This is a genomic window from Virgibacillus kekensis, assembly GCF_042654125.1.
Lineage (GTDB): Bacteria > Bacillota > Bacilli > Bacillales > Amphibacillaceae > Lentibacillus > Lentibacillus kekensis.
Genome location: NZ_JBHSFU010000011.1, coordinates 1 through 25,046 on the forward strand (window position 1 = coordinate 1; position 25,046 = coordinate 25,046).

The 25,046-nt window shown below is 35.5% G+C and carries 28 protein-coding genes and 3 pseudogenes; 21 read left to right on the plus strand and 10 right to left on the minus strand.

What is annotated here, in order from left to right; genetic code table 11:
* The first annotated feature begins 146 nt into the window (after positions 1–146).
* The 6 genes and pseudogenes from ACFO3D_RS16040 (at position 147) to ACFO3D_RS16065 (ending at position 6,740) form a co-directional block, all read left to right on the plus strand.
* Positions 147–1,620 (plus strand): annotated as a pseudogene (locus tag ACFO3D_RS16040) (UDP-N-acetylmuramoyl-L-alanyl-D-glutamate--2,6-diaminopimelate ligase).
* Positions 1,621–1,860: 240 nt separating this feature from the next.
* Positions 1,861–2,934, plus strand: a complete 1,074-nt coding sequence (locus ACFO3D_RS16045; protein ID WP_390298390.1) for a hypothetical protein — start codon at positions 1,861–1,863, stop codon at positions 2,932–2,934.
* 364 nt (positions 2,935–3,298) lie between these two features.
* Positions 3,299–4,186, plus strand: coding sequence for a protein phosphatase 2C domain-containing protein (locus tag ACFO3D_RS16050; protein ID WP_390298393.1), 888 nt, complete (start codon positions 3,299–3,301; stop codon positions 4,184–4,186).
* Positions 4,187–4,647: 461 nt separating this feature from the next.
* On the plus strand, positions 4,648–5,301 hold the full coding sequence (locus ACFO3D_RS16055) for a uridine kinase family protein (RefSeq protein ID WP_390298396.1): 654 nt from the start codon (positions 4,648–4,650) through the stop codon (positions 5,299–5,301).
* Between the two features lie 192 nt (positions 5,302–5,493).
* A complete protein-coding gene (locus ACFO3D_RS16060) occupies positions 5,494–5,994 on the plus strand; it encodes a GNAT family N-acetyltransferase (protein ID WP_390298399.1) in 501 nt (166 codons plus the stop codon).
* Between the two features lie 290 nt (positions 5,995–6,284).
* Positions 6,285–6,740, plus strand: a complete 456-nt coding sequence (locus ACFO3D_RS16065) for a DinB family protein (RefSeq protein WP_390298403.1) — start codon at positions 6,285–6,287, stop codon at positions 6,738–6,740.
* 136 nt (positions 6,741–6,876) lie between these two features.
* On the opposite strand, the pseudogene ACFO3D_RS16070 reads toward ACFO3D_RS16065, so the two are convergent.
* Positions 6,877–8,099, minus strand: a pseudogene (locus ACFO3D_RS16070) (IS110 family RNA-guided transposase).
* Positions 8,100–9,345: 1,246 nt separating this feature from the next.
* Between ACFO3D_RS16070 and ACFO3D_RS16075 the strand changes: the two are divergent.
* From ACFO3D_RS16075 to ACFO3D_RS16115, 9 genes are all read left to right on the plus strand, one after another.
* Positions 9,346–9,693, plus strand: a complete 348-nt coding sequence (locus ACFO3D_RS16075; RefSeq protein ID WP_390298406.1) for a PadR family transcriptional regulator — start codon at positions 9,346–9,348, stop codon at positions 9,691–9,693.
* Complete coding sequence (locus ACFO3D_RS16080) at positions 9,671–10,540, plus strand: permease prefix domain 1-containing protein (protein WP_390298408.1); 870 nt, start codon at positions 9,671–9,673, stop codon at positions 10,538–10,540. The genes ACFO3D_RS16075 and ACFO3D_RS16080 overlap by 23 nt, the downstream gene beginning before the upstream one ends.
* Entirely contained in the window at positions 10,537–10,959 is a 423-nt protein-coding gene (locus ACFO3D_RS16085; RefSeq protein WP_390298411.1) for a hypothetical protein, read from the plus strand. Before ACFO3D_RS16080 ends, ACFO3D_RS16085 begins: the two co-directional genes overlap by 4 nt.
* A gap of 210 nt (positions 10,960–11,169) precedes the next feature.
* Entirely contained in the window at positions 11,170–11,496 is a 327-nt protein-coding gene (locus ACFO3D_RS16090) for a hypothetical protein (RefSeq protein ID WP_390298414.1), read from the plus strand.
* A gap of 152 nt (positions 11,497–11,648) precedes the next feature.
* On the plus strand, positions 11,649–12,086 hold the full coding sequence (locus tag ACFO3D_RS16095) for a GNAT family N-acetyltransferase (RefSeq protein ID WP_390298417.1): 438 nt from the start codon (positions 11,649–11,651) through the stop codon (positions 12,084–12,086).
* A 164-nt stretch (positions 12,087–12,250) separates the two neighbouring features.
* Positions 12,251–12,949, plus strand: coding sequence for a DJ-1/PfpI family protein (locus ACFO3D_RS16100; protein ID WP_390298420.1), 699 nt, complete (start codon positions 12,251–12,253; stop codon positions 12,947–12,949).
* Positions 12,950–13,072: 123 nt separating this feature from the next.
* Complete coding sequence (locus ACFO3D_RS16105; protein ID WP_390298424.1) at positions 13,073–13,273, plus strand: hypothetical protein; 201 nt, start codon at positions 13,073–13,075, stop codon at positions 13,271–13,273.
* Between the two features lie 232 nt (positions 13,274–13,505).
* Positions 13,506–13,700: a hypothetical protein gene (locus ACFO3D_RS16110; protein ID WP_390298427.1), complete on the plus strand. Its 195-nt coding sequence runs from the start codon at positions 13,506–13,508 to the stop codon at positions 13,698–13,700.
* Between the two features lie 262 nt (positions 13,701–13,962).
* On the plus strand, positions 13,963–14,706 hold the full coding sequence (locus ACFO3D_RS16115) for a ferredoxin--NADP reductase (protein WP_390298430.1): 744 nt from the start codon (positions 13,963–13,965) through the stop codon (positions 14,704–14,706).
* Between the two features lie 118 nt (positions 14,707–14,824).
* Here ACFO3D_RS16115 and ACFO3D_RS16120 read toward each other — a convergent pair.
* Both ACFO3D_RS16120 and ACFO3D_RS16125 read right to left on the minus strand, forming a co-directional pair.
* Positions 14,825–15,052: pseudogene (locus ACFO3D_RS16120) on the minus strand (alpha/beta hydrolase); the annotation flags it as partial.
* 253 nt (positions 15,053–15,305) lie between these two features.
* Positions 15,306–15,704, minus strand: coding sequence for a hypothetical protein (locus ACFO3D_RS16125; RefSeq protein WP_390298433.1), 399 nt, complete (start codon positions 15,702–15,704; stop codon positions 15,306–15,308).
* Between the two features lie 295 nt (positions 15,705–15,999).
* Here ACFO3D_RS16125 and ACFO3D_RS16130 point away from each other — a divergent pair, with 295 nt between their 5' ends.
* The 4 genes from ACFO3D_RS16130 (at position 16,000) to ACFO3D_RS16145 (ending at position 19,034) form a co-directional block, all read left to right on the plus strand.
* Entirely contained in the window at positions 16,000–16,137 is a 138-nt protein-coding gene (locus ACFO3D_RS16130) for a hypothetical protein (RefSeq protein WP_390298436.1), read from the plus strand.
* A gap of 347 nt (positions 16,138–16,484) precedes the next feature.
* Complete coding sequence (locus tag ACFO3D_RS16135; RefSeq protein WP_390298438.1) at positions 16,485–17,447, plus strand: helix-turn-helix transcriptional regulator; 963 nt, start codon at positions 16,485–16,487, stop codon at positions 17,445–17,447.
* A 74-nt stretch (positions 17,448–17,521) separates the two neighbouring features.
* Positions 17,522–18,154, plus strand: a complete 633-nt coding sequence (locus tag ACFO3D_RS16140; protein ID WP_390298441.1) for a type 1 glutamine amidotransferase family protein — start codon at positions 17,522–17,524, stop codon at positions 18,152–18,154.
* 394 nt (positions 18,155–18,548) lie between these two features.
* Positions 18,549–19,034, plus strand: coding sequence for a DinB family protein (locus ACFO3D_RS16145; RefSeq protein ID WP_390298444.1), 486 nt, complete (start codon positions 18,549–18,551; stop codon positions 19,032–19,034).
* Positions 19,035–19,171: 137 nt separating this feature from the next.
* On the opposite strand, the gene ACFO3D_RS16150 is transcribed toward ACFO3D_RS16145, so the two are convergent.
* Positions 19,172–19,570 (minus strand): SRPBCC family protein, encoded by a 399-nt coding sequence (locus tag ACFO3D_RS16150; RefSeq protein WP_390298447.1) that lies wholly within the window; start codon positions 19,568–19,570, stop codon positions 19,172–19,174.
* 181 nt (positions 19,571–19,751) lie between these two features.
* Here ACFO3D_RS16150 and ACFO3D_RS16155 point away from each other — a divergent pair, with 181 nt between their 5' ends.
* Complete coding sequence (locus tag ACFO3D_RS16155; RefSeq protein ID WP_390298853.1) at positions 19,752–20,687, plus strand: nucleoside hydrolase; 936 nt, start codon at positions 19,752–19,754, stop codon at positions 20,685–20,687.
* Between the two features lie 56 nt (positions 20,688–20,743).
* Here the strand turns inward: ACFO3D_RS16155 and ACFO3D_RS16160 are convergent, their stop codons facing one another.
* Positions 20,744–21,595 carry a DegV family protein gene (locus ACFO3D_RS16160; protein WP_390298449.1) on the minus strand — a complete coding sequence of 284 codons (852 nt, stop codon included), beginning with the start codon at positions 21,593–21,595 and terminating at the stop codon, positions 20,744–20,746.
* 147 nt (positions 21,596–21,742) lie between these two features.
* Here ACFO3D_RS16160 and ACFO3D_RS16165 point away from each other — a divergent pair, with 147 nt between their 5' ends.
* Positions 21,743–21,919: a hypothetical protein gene (locus tag ACFO3D_RS16165; RefSeq protein WP_390298453.1), complete on the plus strand. Its 177-nt coding sequence runs from the start codon at positions 21,743–21,745 to the stop codon at positions 21,917–21,919.
* Positions 21,920–22,184: 265 nt separating this feature from the next.
* Here ACFO3D_RS16165 and ACFO3D_RS16170 read toward each other — a convergent pair whose 3' ends face one another.
* From ACFO3D_RS16170 to ACFO3D_RS16190, 5 genes are all read right to left on the minus strand, one after another.
* Positions 22,185–22,352, minus strand: coding sequence for a hypothetical protein (locus tag ACFO3D_RS16170; protein ID WP_390298456.1), 168 nt, complete (start codon positions 22,350–22,352; stop codon positions 22,185–22,187).
* Positions 22,353–22,371: 19 nt separating this feature from the next.
* Entirely contained in the window at positions 22,372–22,899 is a 528-nt protein-coding gene (locus ACFO3D_RS16175) for a hypothetical protein (RefSeq protein WP_390298459.1), read from the minus strand.
* 154 nt (positions 22,900–23,053) lie between these two features.
* Positions 23,054–23,854: a DUF817 domain-containing protein gene (locus tag ACFO3D_RS16180; protein WP_390298462.1), complete on the minus strand. Its 801-nt coding sequence runs from the start codon at positions 23,852–23,854 to the stop codon at positions 23,054–23,056.
* Positions 23,855–23,948: 94 nt separating this feature from the next.
* A complete protein-coding gene (locus ACFO3D_RS16185; protein WP_390298465.1) occupies positions 23,949–24,164 on the minus strand; it encodes a helix-turn-helix domain-containing protein in 216 nt (71 codons plus the stop codon).
* Positions 24,165–24,174: 10 nt separating this feature from the next.
* On the minus strand, positions 24,175–24,666 hold the full coding sequence (locus ACFO3D_RS16190) for a DUF2975 domain-containing protein (RefSeq protein ID WP_390298469.1): 492 nt from the start codon (positions 24,664–24,666) through the stop codon (positions 24,175–24,177).
* Positions 24,667–25,046: the final 380 nt, after the last annotated feature.

The window sequence follows — 25,046 nt, forward strand, 5'->3', positions numbered from 1 at the left end:
AAGACATACATTTTCATGCTCTGTGGTGCAGGGCTGGTCTTGCGCTGCATGTGTGACTAACGGGCAGGTTAGTTTAACAAGAGCCTAGAATATAATGTTTAAATTGTTATGAGATTTACGAAATAAGCTTTAAAGAGGTGAACCTATTGAAGTTAAAAGAACTAGCAGCTTTATTCATGGTTAAAAGTACAATAGGAGACATGGAAATTGAAATTACTGGGTTACAAATGGATTCAAGAAAAATAGAAAAAGGTAATTTATTTATTTGTGTACCTGCAATTAAAGGTTTTTTAGAAGACAGGCACCTTTATGCAGAAGATGCAGTGAAAAATGGTGCAGCAGCACTAATTGTCGAAAGAGATGTAGAGGTTAATGTGCCAAAGATATTTGTAAGAGATGCCAGATATGCCATGTCAATTATCGCATCACACTTCTTTAATTATCCATCACATGAAATGAAACTAATAGGGATTACTGGAAGAAACGGCAAAACTACAACTTCTCACATAGTTGATAAAATTTTTGCAGACTATGGGTTCAAAACAGGTTTGATGGGAAATAACGGCATAAAAATGAATAGTAAAATATACCCCACAGATATTAATACCCAAGAGCCCCCAATACTACAACGGAACCTTCGGAAAATGAGTAATAATAATTCAGAATACTGTGTGATGGAAGTGACATCTCAAGGATTAGACATGAAAAGGGTTTTGGGATGTAACTTTAGAACCGCTGTATTTACCAATCTTTCACAAGATCACCTGGATTACCATGGAACATTTGAAGAATACAGAAATACAAAGGGACATTTGTTCTCTAAACTAGGCAATACCTTCAAACAGGAAGAAAGAAAATATGCTGTCTTAAATGCAGATGACCCGACTATTAACTATTTTACGAAAGTTACTTCGGCGGAAGTTGTTACTTATGGAATAAAAAACAACTCCGATGTGACTGCAAAAAATATAAGTATGACAGCAAAAGGTACGTCAGTTATCGTCATTTATAGGCGACATCGAGATCGACCTTAAGTTGGTAGGTTTATTTAATGTTTATAATGCATTAGCAGGAATCACTGCGGCTCTAATCGAAGGAGTCCCGCTGGAAAGCATTAAAAATAGTCTATCTCAATTAAAAAGTATCGATGGTAGGATGGAAGTAGTGGATCAAGGTCAAGACACCCTGGTTTTGGTTGATTATGCTCATACACCTGATGCGTTAGCAAATGTACTAAAGTCAATCAAGGGTTTTTCCGATGGTAACGTAATTACTGTCTTTGGTTGTGGTGGTGACCGTGATGCAACCAAACGTCCAATTATGGGTGAAATTGCAAGCAGGTACAGTGACCTGGTTTTTGTTACTTCTGATAACCCACGGTCTGAAAATCCCATTAAGATAATGAAGGATATTGAAAAGGGAATAAATAAAACTTCATTATTAGGATGTGATTTTATAGAAAGTCGAGAAGAAGCAATTTATAAAGCAATTAAAGCAGCAGCTAAAAATGATGTTGTTATAATTGCTGGTAAAGGGCATGAAACCTATCAAATACTAAAAGAAAAAATAATTCATTTTGATGATAAGGAAATTGCTAAAAAGGCTATTTTCAAAGAATAGAATTCAAACCTTATTTAACTAACGGGAGCAATAGTTAAATAAGAGACCATCAAATCGATGGTCTTTATTTAATGAAGAGTGGTTATTATTTTTTGTTCAACAATCGGGCCAGATTGTTGCATAAAATTTAACAGGCTAGTTAGGTATCTATGTTAAAAATATCTAGATATTGTGAAGAGCCTGCTTAAATTCAGGTAACAGTTCGGTTAGGTTCAAGCCGTTTTAGAAAGGATATTAAAAATGAAAAGTGATGATCTCCATAATTCCATTAAAAAATTGAAATTAAAAAATGTGAAGATAGATCACATTTCAAAAATTGGTGAAGGTGCTTGGCACGACGTATACAAAATACAGAGGGATTTTGAAGATGACATTGTATTAAGAATAAAGAAGAAAAAGGCTTATGGTCAAATTCTAGAATATGATGAACTGGACCTGATTACTGAATATGAATCTTCAAAGGCTTATTATCAACAGGCTAATCAGTGCTCTTTTGACATATGCCCTTCATTCTTTAAGTATTTCATAGATGAAGAATTAGTATTTACAGTCGAAAGTTTTATGGGTGAGGGAAAACCGCTTCAAAGTCTGACCAATTTTGAAGCATATACAATTGGAAAAAAGTTAGGAGAATTCTTTTTAGTAATGCATAGTAAAAACCCTGGCATAAAGGGCAGTGGTAATTTATTATGGAATGGTAAACACCTTGAAGGTAATTTGCAACAAAACGCTTACCGAGTTTGGCAAAATGATAACGATTTTTATGTAAGTATCCTGAATAAATTAATTGCTACCGATTTAAAAATTGATAGGAATACAATGGTTGATAAGATACTAAACTTAATTGAAAACAGGCGAAATAAGCAACAAAACTTATCATTAGTAAATCAAGATGTAACGCCAGAAAACATTATCCTTAATTCGGATAAAGTTTCTTTAATTGATCCATTTCCAACGGTAGATTTTGATTTGAAATATGCAGGGTATTTTATTTTTTGTTACAAATTTCTTCTTCCAGCCTATTCTACCGCACCAAGATACCGAAATAACGCTTATGATCAAAATTGTAGCATTCTGAGTAAAATTGCAGATGGTTTTACTAATGGTTATATAGGTGAGAATGAAATTTGGCTTAAATGTTTAAAGAACGAATGTATCTTATGGACATTATTAGAAACATATGACCACTATGAAATATTGAATAAAAGTGAATTAAGTTATAAGACGATACAGCAAATGGGAAGTAAGAATATTATTAATAAAAGACTAACATTATGTTTAAAAGAGTTAGAAAGTTTATGTTCTACTATATAGTAATAACTGATTTGCCTTTGCCGCAATCGGGCGCTTTTCCCGAACAGGAAAGGACCCCTCTCTGTATTTTTGTGATAACTTAAGGGTTTGTATTTTATTACTTTAACTGCGTTGTTGAAGCGAGTAACAATAAAAAAGACCTACCTTGGAAATTCCTCATGGAAGTGGAACTTTTAAACTGTTGTCCGTAAAGCAGAAGAAACTGAACGGCAAGATATTCAAACAATTAACCAGAATTAAAGGTAAAAAAATTGAGGTGGATATAGTAGAGGTACATGAGAGACAGATTGGATGCAGTATTTTACACTGAAAAGCGATATGGAAGAGATAATTGGAAGATCTATATATAGATTGATGCCAGGTATTGAAGAGTCCATTTATAATAGTCTTTGAAAGGAGAGGGAGAAGAATCAAAGTAAAATCTGTGATTTATAGAGGCGTGAGAGAGCTTAATGAGGACTCTGTTATTTTGAATGATGGTATCTCACTTTACGGGGTAGCAGATGGTGTTTCTTCTATTACTCCGTTTACTAGTAGGGACAACCTTACAGGGGGCTATATAGCTTCTAATGAAGTGCGAAGATATTTTGAAGAGCTTAGTAGCTACAGTAACTTGCGGAATGACTTTTCGATCATTAACACCCGAGTACAGGATATGATGAAAGAGTATGACATTGATTTATCGAGGAAGGAACAGTTATGGGGTACTGCTTTAGCCTTGATAAAAATTACCCCGAGCGGTATAGATTTTATACAGACGGGGGATTGTATGATTCTTGCTATCTATCAAGATGATTCAGTAAGACCATTAACCCGAGTACAGACAGAGCCTTTAGAGGAGTTGGCTATAAATAAGTGGAGAGAGCTTATACATAAAGGGATAGACAAGCAGGAAGAATTAAAGAAATATGTAAAAGATATTTTAATCTCCAACAGAAATAGAAGCAACACTCCAGATGGGTACGGGGTGTTAAATGGAGATAATGATGCAATTAAATATATCGAATATGGAAAAATAAACAGAAACGGCCTAAAGCACCTTATTGTTACTACTGATGGATTGTTTCCTTCAAAAGAATGTGTGCAAGAGAGTGAAAGTTACTGGGATTACTTGGCACACATGATTCTTTCCAGAGGACTAAAACAGTATGCCGAAGATCTTATTAAACTGGAAGATTCCGACCCTGAGTGTTTGCGATTTCCGAGACTTAAAAAGTCTGATGACAAGGCAGGAATATTAATTGATTTCTAATCTATCTTTAGGAATATTTAAAGGTGGAGTAATAGAAACATATAAGTCAAGAAGAATCATCTTCCATAGGTTAGAAAGAGAGGATCAGTAAGGGAAATAAACTCTCTATTCCACTGGTGGAATGTTCGCCAGCCGTTATTTCCCGAATGGAGGACTCCTATAACATTAGTTGTTGATGTCGCCTATGCCGACTACCTTGGCTACCTTAGGAATTAGGCTCAACTAACTTCTATTGGTGATGGCCAAATAAAAATGCTTAAAAAGAAAGTCGATTTACCAAAGGAGTGGAAGTGGGAGTCTTGCAGAATAGGGATATGTCAAAAGCTAATCAGGGTTAATGATATGTTTTCTTTGTCTTAAAAGTGAAATCTGCAAGAGGTTGTGAGACGATTCACTTAAACTAAAGGGGCAGAATTCTTTAATTAATATATCAAAAAAAGGTAACAAAAAGGTGGGGAATTATGGATAAGATATTAAATAAGATAGCTAAATTGGTCTGCAGTAAAGAAAGGAAAATCATAATTGGTATTTCGGGTCATGGTGCTTCTGGAAAGACAACGTTTGCAAATAACCTTATAAAACTAATAGGACAAAGTGATGTAAATTATATTAATATTGTTCCATATATTATTGGCTCATCTAATATTAGGAAGTACGCTGTTATTAATTACGAATACAAAAATGAAAATCACTATTGTAAGATGACAGCTTGTCACCCAGGGGCTCATAATATATCAGCCTTAGAACGAGACATACATATGATTAGAGATGGTTTAGATATTTATACAATAGGTACCCACTATAAGAAAAGTAATTTAATCTCTTCAAAAAACAAAGTAAATATTATAGAAGGCATGAGTGTTGCATTTGCTAATCCAAATTTATTAGACTTAAGAGTTTACTTATATACGGATGACGAAACAGAATTTACAAGAAGGTCATATCGTGATGTTGCTGAAAGAGGAATAAATATAGATTTTTTAAGGCAATCTCATGAAGAGCGTAGAATTCAATATGAATTATTTATGCATCCTTATCATCAAAATTTTGATATTGTATTAAAAAATTCTGATGAAGAATATTTTCTAGAAAAAGATGATTTAATTAAATTGTGAAATTTTAGTAACGGGTGCAAGAGTTAAACAAGGCGATTAACAACTTGATCGTCTTTTTTTATTTACAAACTAAATCCTATATTTGGAATATTATGTTAAAATAAAAGGATAGAGATATTGAGCTAACGGGCAGGATTGTTTAATAGTTAAGTTACTTCCAAAGGATATTTAAAAAAGAAAAAAGGAGAAAATATGATAAAAATTATGAAGGCTAATGAAAGCCACGTGGAAGGAATTTCAAGCGTATGTATTAGGGGATATTGGTCGACATATGGGGAAAGTCACTCAAAAGAGTGGATTGAAAGAGTGATAAAAGATTTTTATAGTCACGAGAGAATATTAAGAGAATTAACAGAATTTAATCGTGATTGGGGTGGATATTTTGTAGCCGTTGAGAACGGAAAAGTAGTTGGTGCAGCAGGCGGAGGAATGATAGATGAAGAGGTCGGAGAATTATTCGTTATATACATTGACCCTACAAGAAGAAATGAAGGGATTGGCACTAAATTATTGAATGCTGTTACGAAACAACAGAAAGAAGAATATGGAGCCAAAGAGCAATGGGTGTCTGTTCAAAAAGGAAATATGAAAGGAATTCCATTTTATGAAGCCAAAGGTTTCAAATTTCAATATGAAAAAGTTCCAGAAGAAAATCCAACGTATATTAAATTAAGACATTCCAGAAAGATATGAAGTCATTTTTTATTCAACTTACGGGTGCTTTAGTTAACAAGCTATTTGCAGTAATCATTATATTGCTCTTCCAGAATAGGGCGCAAGAACGGGATAAGGTTAGAATCTAAATAGCATTGGACCAATTTCTTGAATCAGGTTAAGCATTTACATCGTAAGTAATTGATTATAAATTATTCAATTAACAGATGCAGATTTGTTAGGTAGAAAGGACATATTCGTTTATTGTCGAATACGTACAAGAGTGAGTCAATAAGAACATTATTCAAATAAAGGGGACATAAGAAAAGATGAATGTTAAAGGTATTTTATTAGCACAGTTAAATGCCTGTCACGAAAACACTTGGTTTGTATCGTTACTAAACTCAATTGATGGTCTTACCGAAGAACAAGCAAATTGGAAACCAAGTGAAACAAATAACTCTATTTTTGAAATAGTAAATCACCTAATATTCTATAATCAACGTTATTTAAATCGGTTTAAAGACATACCAAACGAAAGAAATGAAGATAACAATACTTTTAGAAATAAAGAGGAATTAAATTGGAATGACACGGTTAAGCGGATAAATGATATTATGTCTGAATGGAAGAATGTTGTAGAAGAGGTTGAAGCCAAGAAACTTGATGATTTTGCACCTGAGCTTGCCCACCTTACTATCCATACAACATACCATACTGGACAGATTCTATATATTAGGAAGTTACAAGACACATGGAACCCGAAAGGCGGTGTAAAAGGATAAATTCTTCAACTACCATGAAAATTAACTTCTGTAACTTCGGATAAAAGGCAATACTAAAGAAGACGCAGCTCATTCGTTTTTTAAAAAAGGGGAGAGCGCCTAATTCTCAAGGTTTATTGAAACTTACTGGATCAGTTTAAGATGCTTCTGGTTCTATAAGTGATACAGTATAACCTAGACTTTCCAATCTTCGTAGTGAATGCCGAACAATAGACTGTTGTTTTTGCTTATCGAAGTAGTCTTCGCCTAAATCTACATACATTTCTTTACGGGTTAACAGATAATAGGCGATTCGCAATATTGCATGAGCAACAACAATACCTGCCCGTTTTTTACCTTTTCGCGCAGCAGTACGTCGGTAAAGCGCTCCTAGATAGTTTTTAGATCCTCGCACAGAATGAGCTGCTTAATTAAAGCTGATTTCAAGTATTTGTTTCCATTTTTAGTTCTAGAAGATTTCCGTTTCCCAGCACTTTCGTTATTTCCAGGAACTAATCCAGCCCATGAACACATTTGAGATGCACTTGGAAATGGCTTCTTAATATCAGTACCTAGTTCTGCAAGCATATGTTCAGCCATACGAGTTGCTATGCCAGGAATTGAATCTAATATTTCTACATCTTCTTGATGGGTACTCACTCTATTAGCAACCTCTTGATCTAACATATCAATTTGTTCTGTAAGAAAATCAATATGGTTTAAAATAGTACTAATCATTAACCGTTGATGCTCACTAATATAGCCTTGAAGTGCGAGTTTAAGATCTTCTTTTTTCTTTTTCATTGTTCGTCTTGCAAAGTTTGCTAGTTTATCAGGGTCATCTTCGCCTTCGGCGATTGCACGAAGCATATCACGCGCTGATACCCCCATAATATCGGAAACAACAGAACCTAGTTTGATATTTGCTCCTTCTAAGACTTTTTGAATTCTGTTATGTTGTCTGGCACGTTCTTCAATAATACTCCGACGATAACGAACGAGCTCCCGTAGTTCTCGTTGGTTTCGGTCTGGAATGAAACTAGCTCTAAGTAATCCATGACGAAGAAGTTTCGCAATCCATTCAGCATCTTTTACATCAGTTTTACGCCCAGGGACAGACTTAATATGCTGGGCATTCACAACTAAAAATTCAATATCCTCTGCTTCTAGTAAATTGACAATAGGCTTCCAGTAGACACTTGTACTTTCCATTGCAACATGGGTACACCTGTGTTCCTTAACCCAGTCAATTAACTTAATTAGGAATACCGTTTTAGTTGAAAATGTTTCAATCTCCTTTCCTTCTGGAATGATGATACATGCAGTAATGTTGTCTTTATGAACATCCATACCACAGGCTCTTTCAATGATTACATCCATTGAAAACATCCTTTCTACGGCATAAATTATTATTTGAGGCTGGTGCAACAACCAGAATAGGATTAATCTACCATGAGTGCTTCCCGTGAGGGAGCGACAGTCTGTGATGCACCGTGGTCGAAGGAGTCAGACTAAAGGATGGGCTCTCACGCACCATAGTTGATCGACCTTCCTCATCCAGCCGTAGAATCAGTATAGCCAGATCATGTCCATTTTCATTCTCTGTGGTGTAGCGCTGGTCTTGCGCTACATGGATGACTAAAGGGGGCGTTTAGTTGAATAAGAGGTTACAATCATAGGAAAAAGGAACTTGGATATGCAAGCTCCTTTTTTATGATGATTTCATTGTTGATTATGGTGTTAATTGCAATGGTTTTTCATTTTATTGTTGTTCCTCGAATTCCTTTTTAACCTGGGAATAAAACTCAGAATCCGTCCTTACAATGCTAAAACCTGGTGCAGGATCTCCGTTGCTTGTTGTGCACTGCTGCAGCTCTGCTTTAGCTGGCGTATTTGGGGGGGAGCGATTCACTATAGGTGGTTAGCATTTTACATTGATATACATTATCACCACACGTATAATTAATAACCTCTCCATCGTATTTGAGTGTTTTGTTCTTGAATTGGATTCATCAGTGGTAGTTATCTATAAGGTGGCATTTTTGGTGTTCTCGTCGACTTTTTTATCAAATGAAAACACTTTTTCTAAGTTATGAACTTCGTTCGGAAGATCACTTATTGATTTGGAGACTTTGCATTAGGTTTCAGATACTAACTATACGAAAATAGACCTCAGGTTCTCACCCAAAGTAGTTTAGCTTTAAAGTACAAAAATTAAAATACCCTTTAAAATGAACTATAGGGGATAAAGTTGAGAAAGGTGAAATTACCTTTCTTTTTTGGGGTTAACACTGTATTAACTATCTTTTCGTTGGTTTTAGGCTATTTATTTGGCTTTTGGAAGAGATATAGCAATTATATTTATGTCTGTTATTTATAGGGTAGTTAATAATTAGATGGAATAGTAAGGCCATGTCAACTGGCAAAGATGATTAGTTATTGTGCTAAACGGGTGCTTTAATATAAAAAGGTGTTATAACTCATATATATGACTCTTTATTTTTCAAACTCAGATTATCAGACAGTTGTACCTGGACTTTTTTGAAAAAAGTGTTGATTTATTCACTATATAGTATTACGATATACAGTAAGTAGTAATACGATATAGAGTAGGAGGGTGCACCAAATGAGAAAAACTGAATTGTTAAAAGGGAGTACGAGTATTATTCTGTTATCGTTACTTTCGGAAAAAGAAATGTACGGCTATGAAATTACCGAGAAAGTCCACCAGGTAAGTGAAGGCTATTTGAGTTACAAGGAAGGAACGTTATATCCAGCTTTAAAGCGACTGGAATTAGCTGGTTTGGTAGAGAGCTATTGGCAAAAATCAAGTGATGGGCCACGCCGGAAATACTACCGAATTACCACTGCAGGAAAAAAGTCATTATCTGATCAAAAGCAGGAGTGGGGTCTGTTTCAAAAAGTAATGCATCGGATTGTGGGTGATGTGAATGTCAAAACAAGTATCGATTAAGGAGTTTGATAGTTATGTTAAGAAAATCACCAAAGAATTACGCCTAGATGAAATAGAAAAGAAAGAACTAGAGGAAGAATGGAAGCAGCATCTCTATGATCATTATGATTTACTTCGCAGGGACAATGTGGATGAAAAAGAAGCAATTCAATCTGTGATTGACCAATTTGGTACAGTTGAAATGTTGCAGGAAGAAGTAAATCAGACTTACCCAAGCTCCATGAAAAATCATTTATTTAAAGAGATACTCATCGGAATTATCTGCCTGATTGCAAGTGTTGTCGGACCGGGGCTACTAATTGGAGCATACTTTCAACCGTACTTTATTGTTGCATCAATCCAAGCTTTAGTAGTCGCTTATTTTATCCATCGATTTATTATAAAAAAACAAACCTTTTGGCTGTTTTCCATTATCGGATTCATCCCTATTTACTTCATATTCTTGCAGTTTCTAGCTCAAATGCATGGCGCACCATTAACATTAGAACTTTACCTCAGTGAAATCTTCAGCTTAGATTGGAATCGTTTAGCAGGACTTAACGGACTTTATGAATTCCCTACACTACATATATTCTGGTACATTATTTTAATAGTTCAATTGGTCAGTGGTAACAATTATGTATCTGTCTGGAAGCGAATGTGTAATGCTACGTTTCAGTACTGGGCGATGCTTTTAATTGCTTTAGTTATTGCTAAATTTCAATCGAGTGCTGAGTGGTCTGTTATATCTATGAATGTTATTCTTTTGTATGCCTTTTTACAGCAAGTTATTTCCAATCAACAATTCATTCAATGGAAAGAAACGATCAATCGATTGGTTGCAAAACCAAGGGAGGGGGAAAATTGAATCGAATTAAAAAGAGTACCTTTCCATTTATTGTAATCACAATCTTCGCTTTGTTTTTTATCGATTTTGGCAATAGAGAGATAGCTTATGAAATTGTTAGTTATGACCGTTTACCTGAAGATTATAAGGAAGATTTTCATCTCATGGGTCCAGGTGGGACGGGAATGTTTTCGCACAAAGGTCATACTTACGCTTTTATTTTAGCCGAGCCAGATGAACAAGTTGCTGTTGAATTTGTTGGTAGAGATGCATCGATGGGAGGTTATGATGTGAAATATAGTCTGCAGCCAAAAGAGACTGATGGAGAAGCGATAATAATAGATGGAACACATGGCTCCTTTACCCCTTACATTCTTAAATTAGAAAAGGTAGTGTCTCCTCCATTTGGTTTTACCAATACGAATGCAATGAAAAAGTAAATATATAATTGGTGGGCATGAATAAAGTTCATTTACATACTTTTTCGTTTGTGTACGGGATTAATGTCCCGCGGACAGAGACCTTCTACCCCGGCTACTGTTATAATAAAACCATATAAAAAATGGTCAACCAGTAAAATCTGTTAACCTTATATTACGATCGTGGGAGGATTGTTTAACAAGAAATTTTATTTGGGGGGGTGTGATCTTATGCCATTAGAACAGGAAGTAATGGGTTTGTTAATTGGTGGTTTTTCTTTTGTTATGGGGATTGCAATCTTAGTTACTGTGTCACTTTGGGTTAATAATAAAAATAATAGTTGGGGATACATCTGGACATTACTGCATTTGTTATTAGTATCTGTTGCAGTGTATTTTGCGTTAAAGGCTGTTGCTTTTGACTACAATCATCCCATGGCTTCAGAAGAGATTTCGTTCCAGGTAAGTGTTTCTGGAGTTGTTTGGGCATTGAGCATGGTTTGTTTAGTAATCGCAATATTTAGTTTTTCAAAAGAGAGAAAGAGTATTCCTTCTTAAGGGCATTAGTTTAAGATCAAGAGTTGTTTTAGCTGCTTTTTTTTATTGCACTAACGGGCAGTTATGTTGAAAAAGGAATCCCATATTTACATAAAAGTGTATTGAATAAATGTGTTATATTCTAAAAGTTGTTGGAAGGGTTGAAATGATAAATGGACATAAGAAAACCAAATGAGGTAGAAATTGAAAAGATATTAGCACTTTCTCCACAAGCGATATTTGAGGGAACTTTAGGTGAAGCAGAACCAACGATTGAAAAAGCAAAACAACTGGTAGAACCTCTTTTAAAGAAGGGGAGTTATTATTTAATATCAACTGAAAACAATGTAATAACGGGTTGGATTCTTATAGGAGGAAGTAAAGACCAGTTTTCAGATAAGGCACTCGGATTTATTTATGAATTATTTGTTATAGAGGAATACAGAGGTAAAGGTATTTCAAAACAATTGATTAAAATAGGCGTTGAACAATTGAAACAAGAAGGATACTCCGAAATTCGTTTAAGCGTATTTGATGGAAATCAAGCAATTAAGATATATGAAAGTCTGGGCTTTAAAAACAGAACTATTACTATGAGTATTTCATTATAAATAATCTTCTTTCATTAACGGATAGCTAATGTTAAAGGAAAGATAGCTTGTTCAACTATAGGGTGCGATTGTTTAATAAGAGATCGGGTTATTGAACTAACTGGGCAGGATTGTTGAAGAAGAGATTAGAATTTATTAGAAGGAAATATTAAAGGAGGCAAGTGATGAAGATAATTATTTATGTATATGATGGAATGACTATGCTTGATGCTATTGGTCCATATGAAGTTTTAAGAAATATGACTAATGCTGAAGTTTTATTTGTTGCAGAAGAAGCAGGTGAAATAAAGGCTGATTCTGGATTCATTGACATTAATGTTAAGTATAGTATTGATGATATTAATTATGCAGATATTTTAGTCATACCAGGTTCTCCCGTAGGGTTTATGAAAGAAATGGAAAAAGAGAACATATTAAACTGGATTAGAGAAATAGATAAAGGTACAAAATGGACTACGTCTGTATGCACAGGGTCTATTTTACTGGCTTCAACTGGATTGCTGTCAGGATTAAAAGCAACATCACATTGGAAACCAATAAAATTATTAAGTAATTTTGGTGCTATTCCTGTAAGGGAAAGAATAGTGGAACAAGGTAAATATATAACTGCTGCAGGAGTATCTGCTGGTATTGATATGGCTTTATATCTATCAAATAAAATTGTCGGAGAAGAAGAAACCAAGGCTATTCAACTCACAATAGAATATGATCCGCAACCTATTTTTGATTCTGGTAATTATTCTAACGCCGAGGAAAATGTCTTAAAATGCGCAAATAAGAAATTAACTAGAGATGCGAAAAAAGGACTGGGACTACTTGGAATGCTCAAGAACTCAAGAAACATCCTCAAAATGATGAAATAGCCAAATAAACAAAATACCATTCAACATACGGGTGCTTAGTGAAAAATAAACCATTATTGTACTAACGAGGCAGGATTATTTAATAACTAGACGATAAAATAGGTACAAAAGGAGGCTGCTGAAATGGTTATACAATCCAATATGTCACCAAGCGCAATTATTGAAGTTTGGTCAGAAACAGAAGAAATCTTTAGTAAATACAATATTCCTATTACCAAACACACCTTAGAAACCTTAGTGGGAACGGAAATTTTACCATCACTACTTCAAGAGTTAAATTCTGTTGTTGGAAGTTCTACTGCGACTTGTATAGAAGGTGGCTGACAAATGCCTTCAAAAAAGGAGTAGGTTACTCCTATTAAAGTAACGGGTGCGTTTGACGCAAGTTCTTCAACTACCTGGTGACAAAAGCAAACCAAGAGATCATCGAATTCGATGGTCTTTATTATAATGAAAAATAGTTGGAATATTATGTTAATATAGATTGTAACGCCCGTGTGCTAATGGGTTGTATAGTGATTTAACTAATATGGATGGAACGAAGGGGGGGATTAGTATGTTCTTAAAATGGTTCTTTCTAATCGTAGGTATAGCAGTCATAGTAGGTACTCTGATTGTTGGTATCTCTACTGAACAGTCATTTCCAGCGGGTATTGATTTAGGGTTAGAAATTTATTACGTCATTGCCGTTTTAATTGGAGGCATAATTATTTACTTGAGTACCAGGTTTTCTGAAAATCAAAACAAATAGTTCTCTTCATCAACAAACTTCAATAAACGAGTGCGATTCTTCAAGGGTTGAAAAAAATCCCCTCAAGCTTTCTTGTGTGTTATTCACCGTGTTACTTGTATCTCTAATTCGCTTGTTATCTAACCTATGATTTGGATTTTTTAAGTTATGGGTCCCCAATTATATCCAACACAACAGCAGTGCATATAACCAATTAAGGATGCAAAGAATAGAAAAAGGCTCCAGGCAAGAGTTGTTCTAGACTGGATACAAGATGACTTCTATGAGAGGGAAGGAAATAGCACATATGGACCCGAAATACACCGCAAAATTGATTAGAAAAGAAGAGATAGCAACTGACACAATGGCCTTTTACTGGGAGAAGCCAAAGGGTTTTACATTTAAAGCTGGACATTATTGTGATATGACATTAAACAAGCCGAAAGTGACTGACGAGGATGTTAAAGAGCGTGCTTTATCACTTGCGTCGGCTCCATATGAAGAACGTCTTATGACGGCGACCCGTATATCTGATTCTGCTTTTAAACAATGGATAGAAGATTTTACTGTTGGTACTGAGGTTAAATTTGACGAGCCACGAGGGGAATTCACTTTGCATGAGGATGAATTGATACCGGCCGTATTTATAATCGGCGGTATCGGCATCACGCCGGTACGAAGCATTATTGCGCAAGCAACATATGACCAACTCCCCCACAAATTAACTCTGGTGTATTCTAACGAAACGCCTGAGACGGCGGCATTTATGAGTGATTTAAATGGCTATGCCGAAAAGAACACCAATTTTACGTTTGTACCTATAATGACTGATGCCAACCCGCGTGAGTGGAGTGGAGAAAGTGACTTGATTGATGAAACTATGGTTAAAAAGTATGTATCAGATATTCAAGCGCCGATCTACTATCTATGCGGACCTCCCGGCATGGTTAAAGACTTGCGTAACATGCTCATTGAGGTGGGAGTGGAGAATAACAACATTCGGGTAGAGGAATTTTCAGGGTATTAATCGTAACGGTTATTTTTTAATATAATAGACCAATTTCAACCTGATTTACTTAAATAATTGTCCACATAATAAATACCAAAAGTGAGTTATGACAAGACCTAATCATAATAAGTGAAGATCAACGGGATTGGATAAAATACAGAGATGAAGCTGCTAAAGAAGCATCGCTAAAATATAAAGGCAATTGAGATAAAACATTACCAAATAGGTCTGAATGGTTTAATGCGACATAAAATGCTGCTAAACCACCCAAACTCGCCCCACATAAGGCGATATCTTTTGGATCATGACTCACATTATAATTGTTCTGAATCCATGGTAGTAACTCTTTAGTTATAAAATTATTAAATACATCATTACCAAGTCACGTCCTTAAACGCCTTTTCGATAAATACAGGTAAACAGTGAGAAAGGCGTACTATATCAATGTTTTGTTGCAGATACTGTATATAAGAGTTCTTTACATTAAGAGAGTTCAATATTATCTGTTTTTATGAATGTAATGTTATAGTATTCTTTAAAGCTTTCATACTTGGTGGTACAACTCCAGATAAAAAGGCAGCATTTAAACTGCCTTAAATCATTATTTAAAGTGGCTGTTAATAGTATTCTCCACCGTATCCATACGAGGGATACGGAGGGTAGTAATATGGGAAACGGAATAATCTTCTAAAAAAGCGAAAAGGGAAACGTTGTCTGCGGAATCGACGGAATCTTCTCCTGCGAGGTCTTCCGTAATCATCATATTCATCGTAATCGTAGTTATAATCATATCCATAGTCAAATATTCTATTCATTTGTCCTGCATCAACTTCTTCTGGGACTAACATGGTCACACCTTCCTCATCCATGCTATCGATAATTCCATCAAACTGTGATCCATCGCTTAGTTGTCCTATGACATGGTAGTTCATATACTTTTTGCATAGTCTTTTAATTTGTTCAGGTTGGTAACCTTCCTGAAATTCATGAGGGTTTATTTGAATGTTGTTGTTCACTAAATACCTCTCCTTTCTTTACATCAGTATAGTATTCTCTCAGCTTGGGTTATGTTACTGTATAAATCAGGTTAATTTAGATTTTATTTAACGATAACCTGATTTGCTTGTTTAACCAGCCTCCTAAGTATAAGCAAGAGATCATCAAATTGAATGCATGGCAGACCTATACTGTGCAACAAGGGGTTCGCTTTTAAATGACTTTGTGAAAGAATGTACTTAAGCTAACGGGACAGTTTAGTAGAATAAGGAAAAAACTTGGGGAACTAACTTAGGAAAGAAGGGGCAAAAGTCTATGATGAAATTACAACTCACAACATTTGTTTTAATAGGGGCAATTATTGGTTTTTTAACGGAGGGTCTAATGGTAGGTGCTGGGGCGGGAGCAGTCATTTTTATAGCATATAGATTAGAGAAGTTTTTAGATAGATAAAATAGGTTAATTACTCTGCTAAAGTAACTGGTGCGATTCTTAATTAAGTATAATTACTTATATGGTTAAAAAACAAATTAAAGGTGGGATATAATTGGATTTTTTGGTTTCGATAGGTTTATTGGTCGGTGTCGTTTTCTTAATCTTCTTTTTAGCATATATAAAAACTACTAAAGGAAACAAATCAGATGAGGAATAAATATTTTTATTAAACTAAAGGGTGCTTTTCTTTAATAAGAGGGCGTTTTTTTGTAATGCCCCAACACATTTAAATAGAAATTCAATGAATAGGTAATGTTTTTAGTATTATTTTAAAATAAATTTATTTCCATATAGAGGTTGATTCTATGGCTAAAATTGACAATGTGCTAGCGATTCTAAGGATGCTTAGTTCAGGTGAAAAAATTACTGCGAAACAAATTTCGGAAAAGTTAGAGATTAATATAAGGACTGTGTATCGTTATATTGATACACTTTCAATAAGTGGTGTACCTATAATTTCAGACTCGGGACATAATGGTGGATACACTTTATTGAACAATTTTATTGAAGCTCCTCTTTTTTTTGATTTCGAGGAGCAAACCTCGCTATTTCACGCTGCTATTTTTGCAGAAGAAGCCGGGTATTATGGTGGTGAAGCGCTAGATAGGGCTATTTCAAAGCTAAGGAAATATTCGAATCAAGAGCAGGAAACAAAGATAAATCAACATTTAACTAGTCTTGAAGTAATAAGTCGATTAAGTTCCCTCGCTATGGAACCTTTTTTGAAGGAGTTGGAGCAGGCTGTAGCTGACGGATACTCTATAAAAATTCTATATCATAAAAGTGGCGAAGAGCAATCAAAGTATAGATTGGTTAATCCGTACAGAATTATTTATTGGAATAATAAGTGGTATTTTATTGGATTTTGTCATCTCAGGAATGATATCCGTAGTTTTAGAGTAGATCGAATTGAAAGTCTAATGCTAACCAAAAATAAGTTTAACCAGCCAGAAAATTTTTCAGCACGTGACTTTTTTATGAAAAACCTTCTTCCAACTATAGAAGAAAAAGAAGGGATTATTTCTTTAGTTATTAATGGAAATACAAGTGCGTTGGATGATATTTGCCAACATTGGTTTTTAGGACATTATTTACAAGAACGGACTTCAAATCAAGCAGTATTTTTTCTTGAAAAGGATATAATACATAAATATGTACCTTATTTACTTTTACCGTATGGTAAATCTATTCAAGTTATTGAGCCAATAAGTCTTAAGAAAAGACTTATTGAAGTTCTGTCGGAATTAATAAAATTTCATCAAATTTGATAACTTCCCTGACGCTAGGTGTCAGGGAAGTTATGTTATATTAGGCATATTAAATGTGATTGGAGTGTTATTGGATGCAAACAAAAAAAGTTTTTCTTTATGTATTTAATACAATGTCGGACTGGGAATATGGATATTTAATTGCTGAACTAAACTCAGGTAGATATTTCAAAAAAGGTTTAGCACCTTTAAAAGTAATTACAGTAGGAGCTAATAAAGAAATGATTACTACTATGGGAGGACTGAGCATAAAACCAGATATTTCCCTTGATGAATGTATTCTTGAGAGTAAAGATCTTTTAATTTTGCCAGGTGGGAATACTTGGAATGAAGAAATTCATCAACCTATCTTGGAGAGAATTGGCCAAGCTTTAAAGCTTGGCACTATTGTTGCTGCAATTTGTGGTGCAACTGATGCCCTCGCGAATATGGGATACTTGGATACTAGAAAGCATACAAGTAATAACTTAGAATATACTAAAATGGTATGTCCTAACTATAAAGGAGAAAAGTTCTATGAGGTGGAATCTGCGGTATCTGATGCAAATTTAGTTACTGCATCAGGAATAGCTCCTCTGGAATTTACGATGGAAGTACTGAAAAAGTTAGATGTATTTGCACCAGATACATTACATTCATGGTATAACCTAAATAAGACTCATAAACCTGAATACTTCTTCCAGTTAATGAATTCAATAAATAGCTGAGCTAAAAAATCAACTTAGCAGTTTTATATTAGTTCAAATAAAAATAATGAAGTAACTGAAAAGCTCACTTTCTCTATTTTGTTTTGCAGAGAAGTTGGGCTTTTTAATTTGGAATTTCCTTATCATTGTAAAATCCGCATTTTCCTGATGCTACCCCTATTAGAAAGTTAATTTATTTGACAGGGAGAATATGAGGTTTGTGAACAAATGTACTTAAACTATCGGGTGCTATTCTTAAGTAAAGAATTGTGCCTTTATTTATGTTTAAGAACCCCAATAATGGTAAAAAAAGAGGAATTTTAAAGAGATAAATAGAAGTTAGTAATCAGATTAAAAGAAGAAGTGAAATTACTTATAAGATCTCTGTACCTTTATTATAAAGGAGATGAAATACATGCCACATGTTCAAAATGTGCTATTAGATCAATTTTTAGCAAATGCTAATGATCCTAGCTGGTATCTTCCATTTACAGAAGCAGTTGAAAATTTATTAGAGGAAGAAGCATTTTGGAAGCCTACTGAAGATAGTCATAGTATCGCTGAAATTGTGCAACATCTAATTTACTGGAATGAAACATGGCAAACAAGATACCAGAAGTCGGATTTTAAATCTGTTCCGTCAATTGAAAATAATGATAACAGTTTTATTATTACAGAAAACAAAACGTTTAATGAATTAAGCGAGCGGCTATTAGAGGTACTGCTGAAATGGCAAGATCTACTAAACGAGAAACAACTCGAAAATGACGTAAAAGGATTCCCGGTACCAGCAAAATGGCACGAGATATTAGGAAATGGTATTACGCATAACGCCTACCATATTGGTCAAATCGTTTATATACGAAAGTTGCAAAAAAGCTGGTATCGTAGTAATAAGTAATCTTTTTTATTCGATCTATCGAGTGAAATTCCGCAATTTCAGCTCTTGAGATTTCCATTAGGCAAGCAATTTTAACGGACTGCGACTAGGGGGAAGGAACAGCATGAAAAAAGCATGTTTAGGATTGTTGACCGCAACTAACATTCAAGGTACATTGGTAAATCCTCTTTTACAATTTTTTCCCAGCCACCGTTCATGGTCTCTCGTATTTTCGCTTGTTCTGGAGTCCATCCGGAGTGAACCAGGGAAAATTCTGTTTTTCCATCTTCCAGTTCACTCAATTCAATAGTAAGGTGCCAGCCTTTATCCCAGTCGAAGCCGACACGATTTCGAGGATCGAGTACGGTAACTTTGCAAGGTGAATCACCATATGGACCTGCGTGAAGAATAAATTCCTTATCCAATACAGGTTCGAAAGTGTTCGGCATCCACCATCCTGCAATTCCTTCCGAAGTGGAAACAGCCTTCCATACTTTTACAATTGAAGCATCAAGGATAACCGTTTTATGAATATCAGGTAGTTTTTCTTTTTCCATAGCTAAAACTCCATCATTAAATAACATTTTTAGTGTTACAAATTATTATAACATCTGAAGTATTTACTGTAATTTACTTATATACGAATCAAGGGATGAATTTCCACGTTGTAAGGTACTTCCTGTTCGGTATGATTCATTTTTTATGGAATATATTTAGAATGGAAAGGAGGAGTATACTATCGCGAAAAAAATCCTTTTATTCTGTGATCCTGGAATTGATGATTCAATTGCAATTATGTATGCCATGCTGGATCCAGACATCGAACTCGTTGGCATCGTCACCAGCTATGGGAACGTGACAAAAGACCAGGCCACTGCCAATGCAGCCTACATAGTCCAATTAGCGGATAGATTTGACATCCCTATAATTCCTGGTGCTTCACAACCAGTGCGAGAGGAAGGGTCAGTATTTTACCCGGGCATCCACGGGGAGGAGGGGATAGGTCCGATAAAGCCGCCGGGTAACATGCAATATTATACGTATCCCTTTGACACGATTCGGCTTATTATAGAAAGGTTTAGAAATGAACTAATTATTGTGGATACAGGTCGTTCAACCAGCCTGGCAACTGCATTTAATTTATTCCCTAATGAAATGAATATGGTTCAATCTTTTTATATAATGGGCGGTGCATTCTTTATTCCGGGTAACGTAACACCGCTGGCGGAAGCTAATTTTTACGGTGACCCCGCTTCGACCAATGTCGTATTTAAATTTGCACATAACCTGACAATAGTTCCTTTAAATGCAACTCAGTCCGCTATTCTCACTCCGGAAATCGTAGAAGCCATTTCTGCGAATCAGAACAATATTTACGCATCCATGATCGAACCTATCTTTGAGCACTACTACGCGTTTTATAAAGAAAGAAACCCCGAACTTGAAGGGGCTCCTATACATGATGTTGTGCCTATTATACTTGTTAAAAATCCTTCTATCGCAGAATACACATATCTCGATCCAAATGTAATTGAAACTACAGACGCAAAGGGAATGTCCTATGTTGATATCCGGCCATCAAGTAAACCAGGGGAAATCAGAATTGCCATCGAACTTGATTACGAAGCGTTTATTGAAGAATTTCGTAAGGTGATGTTGCCGGAAGGAAGTTGATCACTCTTAGGATAGTAGGAGTAAGCTGCCGATACTTTAGCAGCTTACTATTTTAATTACACTTCCAAACCTGCTATTCCGAAGCCGCCAGGACCAGCATGAGTAGAAATCATTGCGCCTGCTTGCATCCATTTTACATTTTTAAAGCCATTCTTTTTTGCGAGTTCGTCCATCCTTTGTTTTATACTTTCATCCAGTCCAATTGAGTATTGAAAATAAAGCTGTTCCCGGTCAATATTATAGTCATTTAAATAATCCTGCATCAGTTTTTCAGCGACCACATTCATTTTTCCTCGATACTTCTTCGTAGAAACAAGTTTTCCATCAATTAATTCAATGCGTGGCTTTAATTTCAACAAAGCTCCTCCGAGATACGCTACATTGCTTACACGTCCACCTGCGCGTAAAAATTCCAGGCTGCCTGGAACGAATGCAAGCCTTGATTTAGGTATTATTGCTTCAATTTTTTCTATCAATTTATCAGGGTCAATTGAGGGTTCATTTTCCAATAGGTTAACAGCATACATTACAATAGCGGCTAATCCGCCGGTAACGTTCAACGCGTCAATCAAATAGAGGTCATCAAAATCCTCAGAAGCAATTACCGCGCTTTGAAAAGAAGCAGATGCCTTTGATGTGTAGCCAATATGAATAATGATACAATCAGGAAAATCAGCTCGTATCTTTGTGAAGAAGTCATGATACTCATGCGCATTTGTAGCAGTTGTAGAGGGTATTTTTTTAGTGCGGTCATAATAATCATAAATATCTTGTACGGGTAACGAACCATCCAAATAATCCTGCCCATCCATGATGACGTGCATAGGAACCACTTGAACTTCATGTTTTTCCGCAAAATCCTGCGGTAAATCAGCTCCGCTCTCGGTCGATAAAATAATCCTTCTCATAATACATCCCCTTTCAAATAGTCAATCCCCTTACCGTTCTTACTTAATCTTACTCTAACTATACATTAAATAGTAAATAAAACTAACCACAATTACAATTCTCATATATAATAAGAAGGTAATAGAAAACGTAGAGGAGACACTTAAATGTCTGAAGAAAAGAAACTTAGTATGAAAGAAATATTCCAGCAGCAACTGGAGAGAAAGAAACAAGCACAGGCTAATAATAATAAAAATAAAAACCAAATGAATGGTGCTAACCACCGTATGCAAAGCCAGCAAGCAAAAAAGACGAGTAGTACACGTAGAAAAATAGGCGGTTAATAAAAGATACCGATGCCGCGTATATTTTAGAGAGTAAATTCCGGAGCGGCTCCTGGTTCCGTTAAAAGGGAATAAAGTGAGGCCGACAGGGGTTAATAGGATTCTAGTTCCGTTAATACCACAGAACAATAGAATTTGAAGACGTATGAGGGGAATAGCGGAATCAGGATCAAAAATCATGCTTTTACAAGGTAATTTTAGGGAGATAACGGAATGAGGTTCCTACAAAACAATTTGGCTGGCCAAACAGGGCCATACAACAAAACTACTTATTGTTATCTTCCAAATGATTTACTCTTTTTTCGAGGTTAGAAATTTGCTCTTTTAGTTCACCAGTTGGCCTTTTAACCCTTTCCGTCAATCCACCAATAATAGCTATTCCGGCTAAAATAACCACTACTATAGCTACACCAAACATAATGATTAGTTCCATAATATACCTCCTCGTATCCCTAATGCAGTTTTAAAAGTTCTCCTAACTCTTTAAAAATTCTCGAGTACATTTCTTTTATGTGTTCTTCTGTCTTTTCATCGTTATATAAACCAAATCCCCAGCTGTTTAATGAGTCATCCCCTTGAGACTTATGGACCCCAACAGCATAGCTATTCCCGGGTGACCAAGCCCAAGATTCATTATATACCTCTTCTTTCACCGTAAAAGGAACATGACTTTTAGCCGCTATAAAAAAGAAGGGAACCGTAGAATTTAAGTAAACTTCCGCATATTGATCTTCAGCAGCTTGGCGGAGGTTCTTTTCCATTATAAAGATTGCATCGAAACCGCTTAAATCCTTATTCTCCAATTCATGAAAAGATATCTTGCTGAAACTTATTTGTTCTTCTTTAATTTTCGGTGGTTCCCCGACAACTGCTATGCTTAAAGCTTTGCCTTTATACAGTTCAAACTCTGGATCTTGGGAACAGGCTGATAACACTAGAAGCAGTAATCCTAACAAAAAACTTAATATGGGTTTCTTCAAAACTAATTTCCTCCCCTGTAATCACAGGCTACTATACTTTCAATGTTAACATAATATTCCATATAATATGTTGAAAACTCTAAACAAACCTACATAACAAAAGACCGACACATTGTGCCGATCTTTTGTTTTTTACATGAAATTCGTCACTTTACTAGGAGCCGATTATTTTATAAGAAGTTTCTGTCCTAGTAGAATTTTCTCCCTTAACCTGTTTTAATGTCGCTACTATAAGAAAGCTGACAATGACTAATAAAAGCCAAGAACTTACTTTTCCTAAATGAACAAGACTCCATGCTTCGGTTTGGTATGGATATTCCCAAGCTCTAAAGTATGTTGCAATGTTTTCGGCTATCCATATGAAAAAGCCGATGAGCACAAAAGAAAGGGCAAGGGGCATACAGTAGCGAGTCCCATTGACTTCGTATGTTACCCATGATTGCCAAAAAACGATAATTACAAGTCCGGATAACCACCAACGGACATCAATCCAATAATGATGGGTGAAAAAATTTAAATATATTGCTGTTGCAAGAGGGACAACTACCAAAAACGGTGGCCACTTAATCAGTTCAACCTTCAATCTTCTCCATGCCTGGCAAAGATAACTCGCTACACTTGCGTACATGAATCCGCTATACAAAGGTACACCGAAAACTTTAGAATATCCTTCTTCCGGATAGGACCAGGAATCCATATGTACCTTAAAGAGTTCGAGCGCAAGTCCGATTAGGTGGAACAACGTTATAACATTAAGTTCATCTTGTGTTTCAAGTCCCGAACGCACCATCCATACCTGCATCAAAAGGCAGATAATGAGCAGCCAATCATATCTTGGCAGGAAGGGGAGTGATACGAATTGTGTCAAAGCCAAAGAGGCAAAAATAACGACAGGAAACAAACAAGAGAGGGCCTGCTCCCAACCAAAACGGACGAGTTGTTTTAGTGCTTGCATAATTTCTGCCTCCAGTCTTTTTTAAATCCTAATGAACTTAGGGTGATGTACATAGGTTCACCGACAGAATTCCTTTTTCATTTCCATGTTAATCTTAGCCATCTTGATCACTTCGGTACTCCAAAATATCTCCAGGTTGACAATCTAACGCCTTACAAATCCCCTCCAAAGTTGAAAATCTTATCGCTTTTGCCTTTCCATTCTTCAATACAGAAAGATTAGCCATTGTGATTCCAACCCGATCTGAAAGTTCTGTTACGCTCATTTTCCTTTTAGCCAGCATGACATCAATATTGATTATAATTGACATATTATTCACCTCAGACCGTTAGATCATTTTCTGATTTTATATCAATGGCATCTTTTAAAAGTCTTTGGAGCACAGCAGCAAAGACTGCGATAACCATTGAAGCACCAACGATGACCATCCCAATCAATACGAGACCTGGTGCATCATCCCATTGCGCAACCATAAAGACTAATGGAAGGGCTAACGTATAAAAACCACTGATTGTAATGGCACAGTTTTTGATTTTCTTTAGAGCTTTTACCGAGAGTTCCGAGAAAGCTTGCTTCTTGTCAATATAGCCTAAGAGCTTAAACGATTGATACAAGGCGAAATAAAATGGAATCGTTGAAACATACATGACAAATAAAATACCAAATACCACATAGGCAAGTTCCGAACCTTCTTGTGCATGTGTAAAAGCTTCAGTTGCTATCTGAGGCAATAAAAATATGCACAAAGCAAGAACTGGTAAACCGATAAAAATAACAGCTAACTTTAAAAAGAGTGTTGAACCTCTTTTCATAAAAAACACCTCATTTATTTATTGTTGATTTGATTATAATACATTATTTATCGATAATCAATAAAAAATTATTGATTTAAGTTATTTAATTATTGTTATTGGCGATTTAGACAGAGAAAAAGAGCATTCCTTATTTAAAAGAAATACTCTCTGGTGCATGAAAAAATTATAACAGGAGGTATATCTATGGAAACAGGGGAAAAGAAGGATGCCTTTATTCTGAATTCGGAATACTTGATTGAGGGTGTGTAATTCCGGGTAGTAACAGACACACCCTATAACGTTGAGAGAATCACCCATTTCTATGAGTTTGCAAACCATCAGATTAACTATCAGCTGGGGTGATACTTGGTCTTGACGTCGTTGTAAATTTTTTTTGA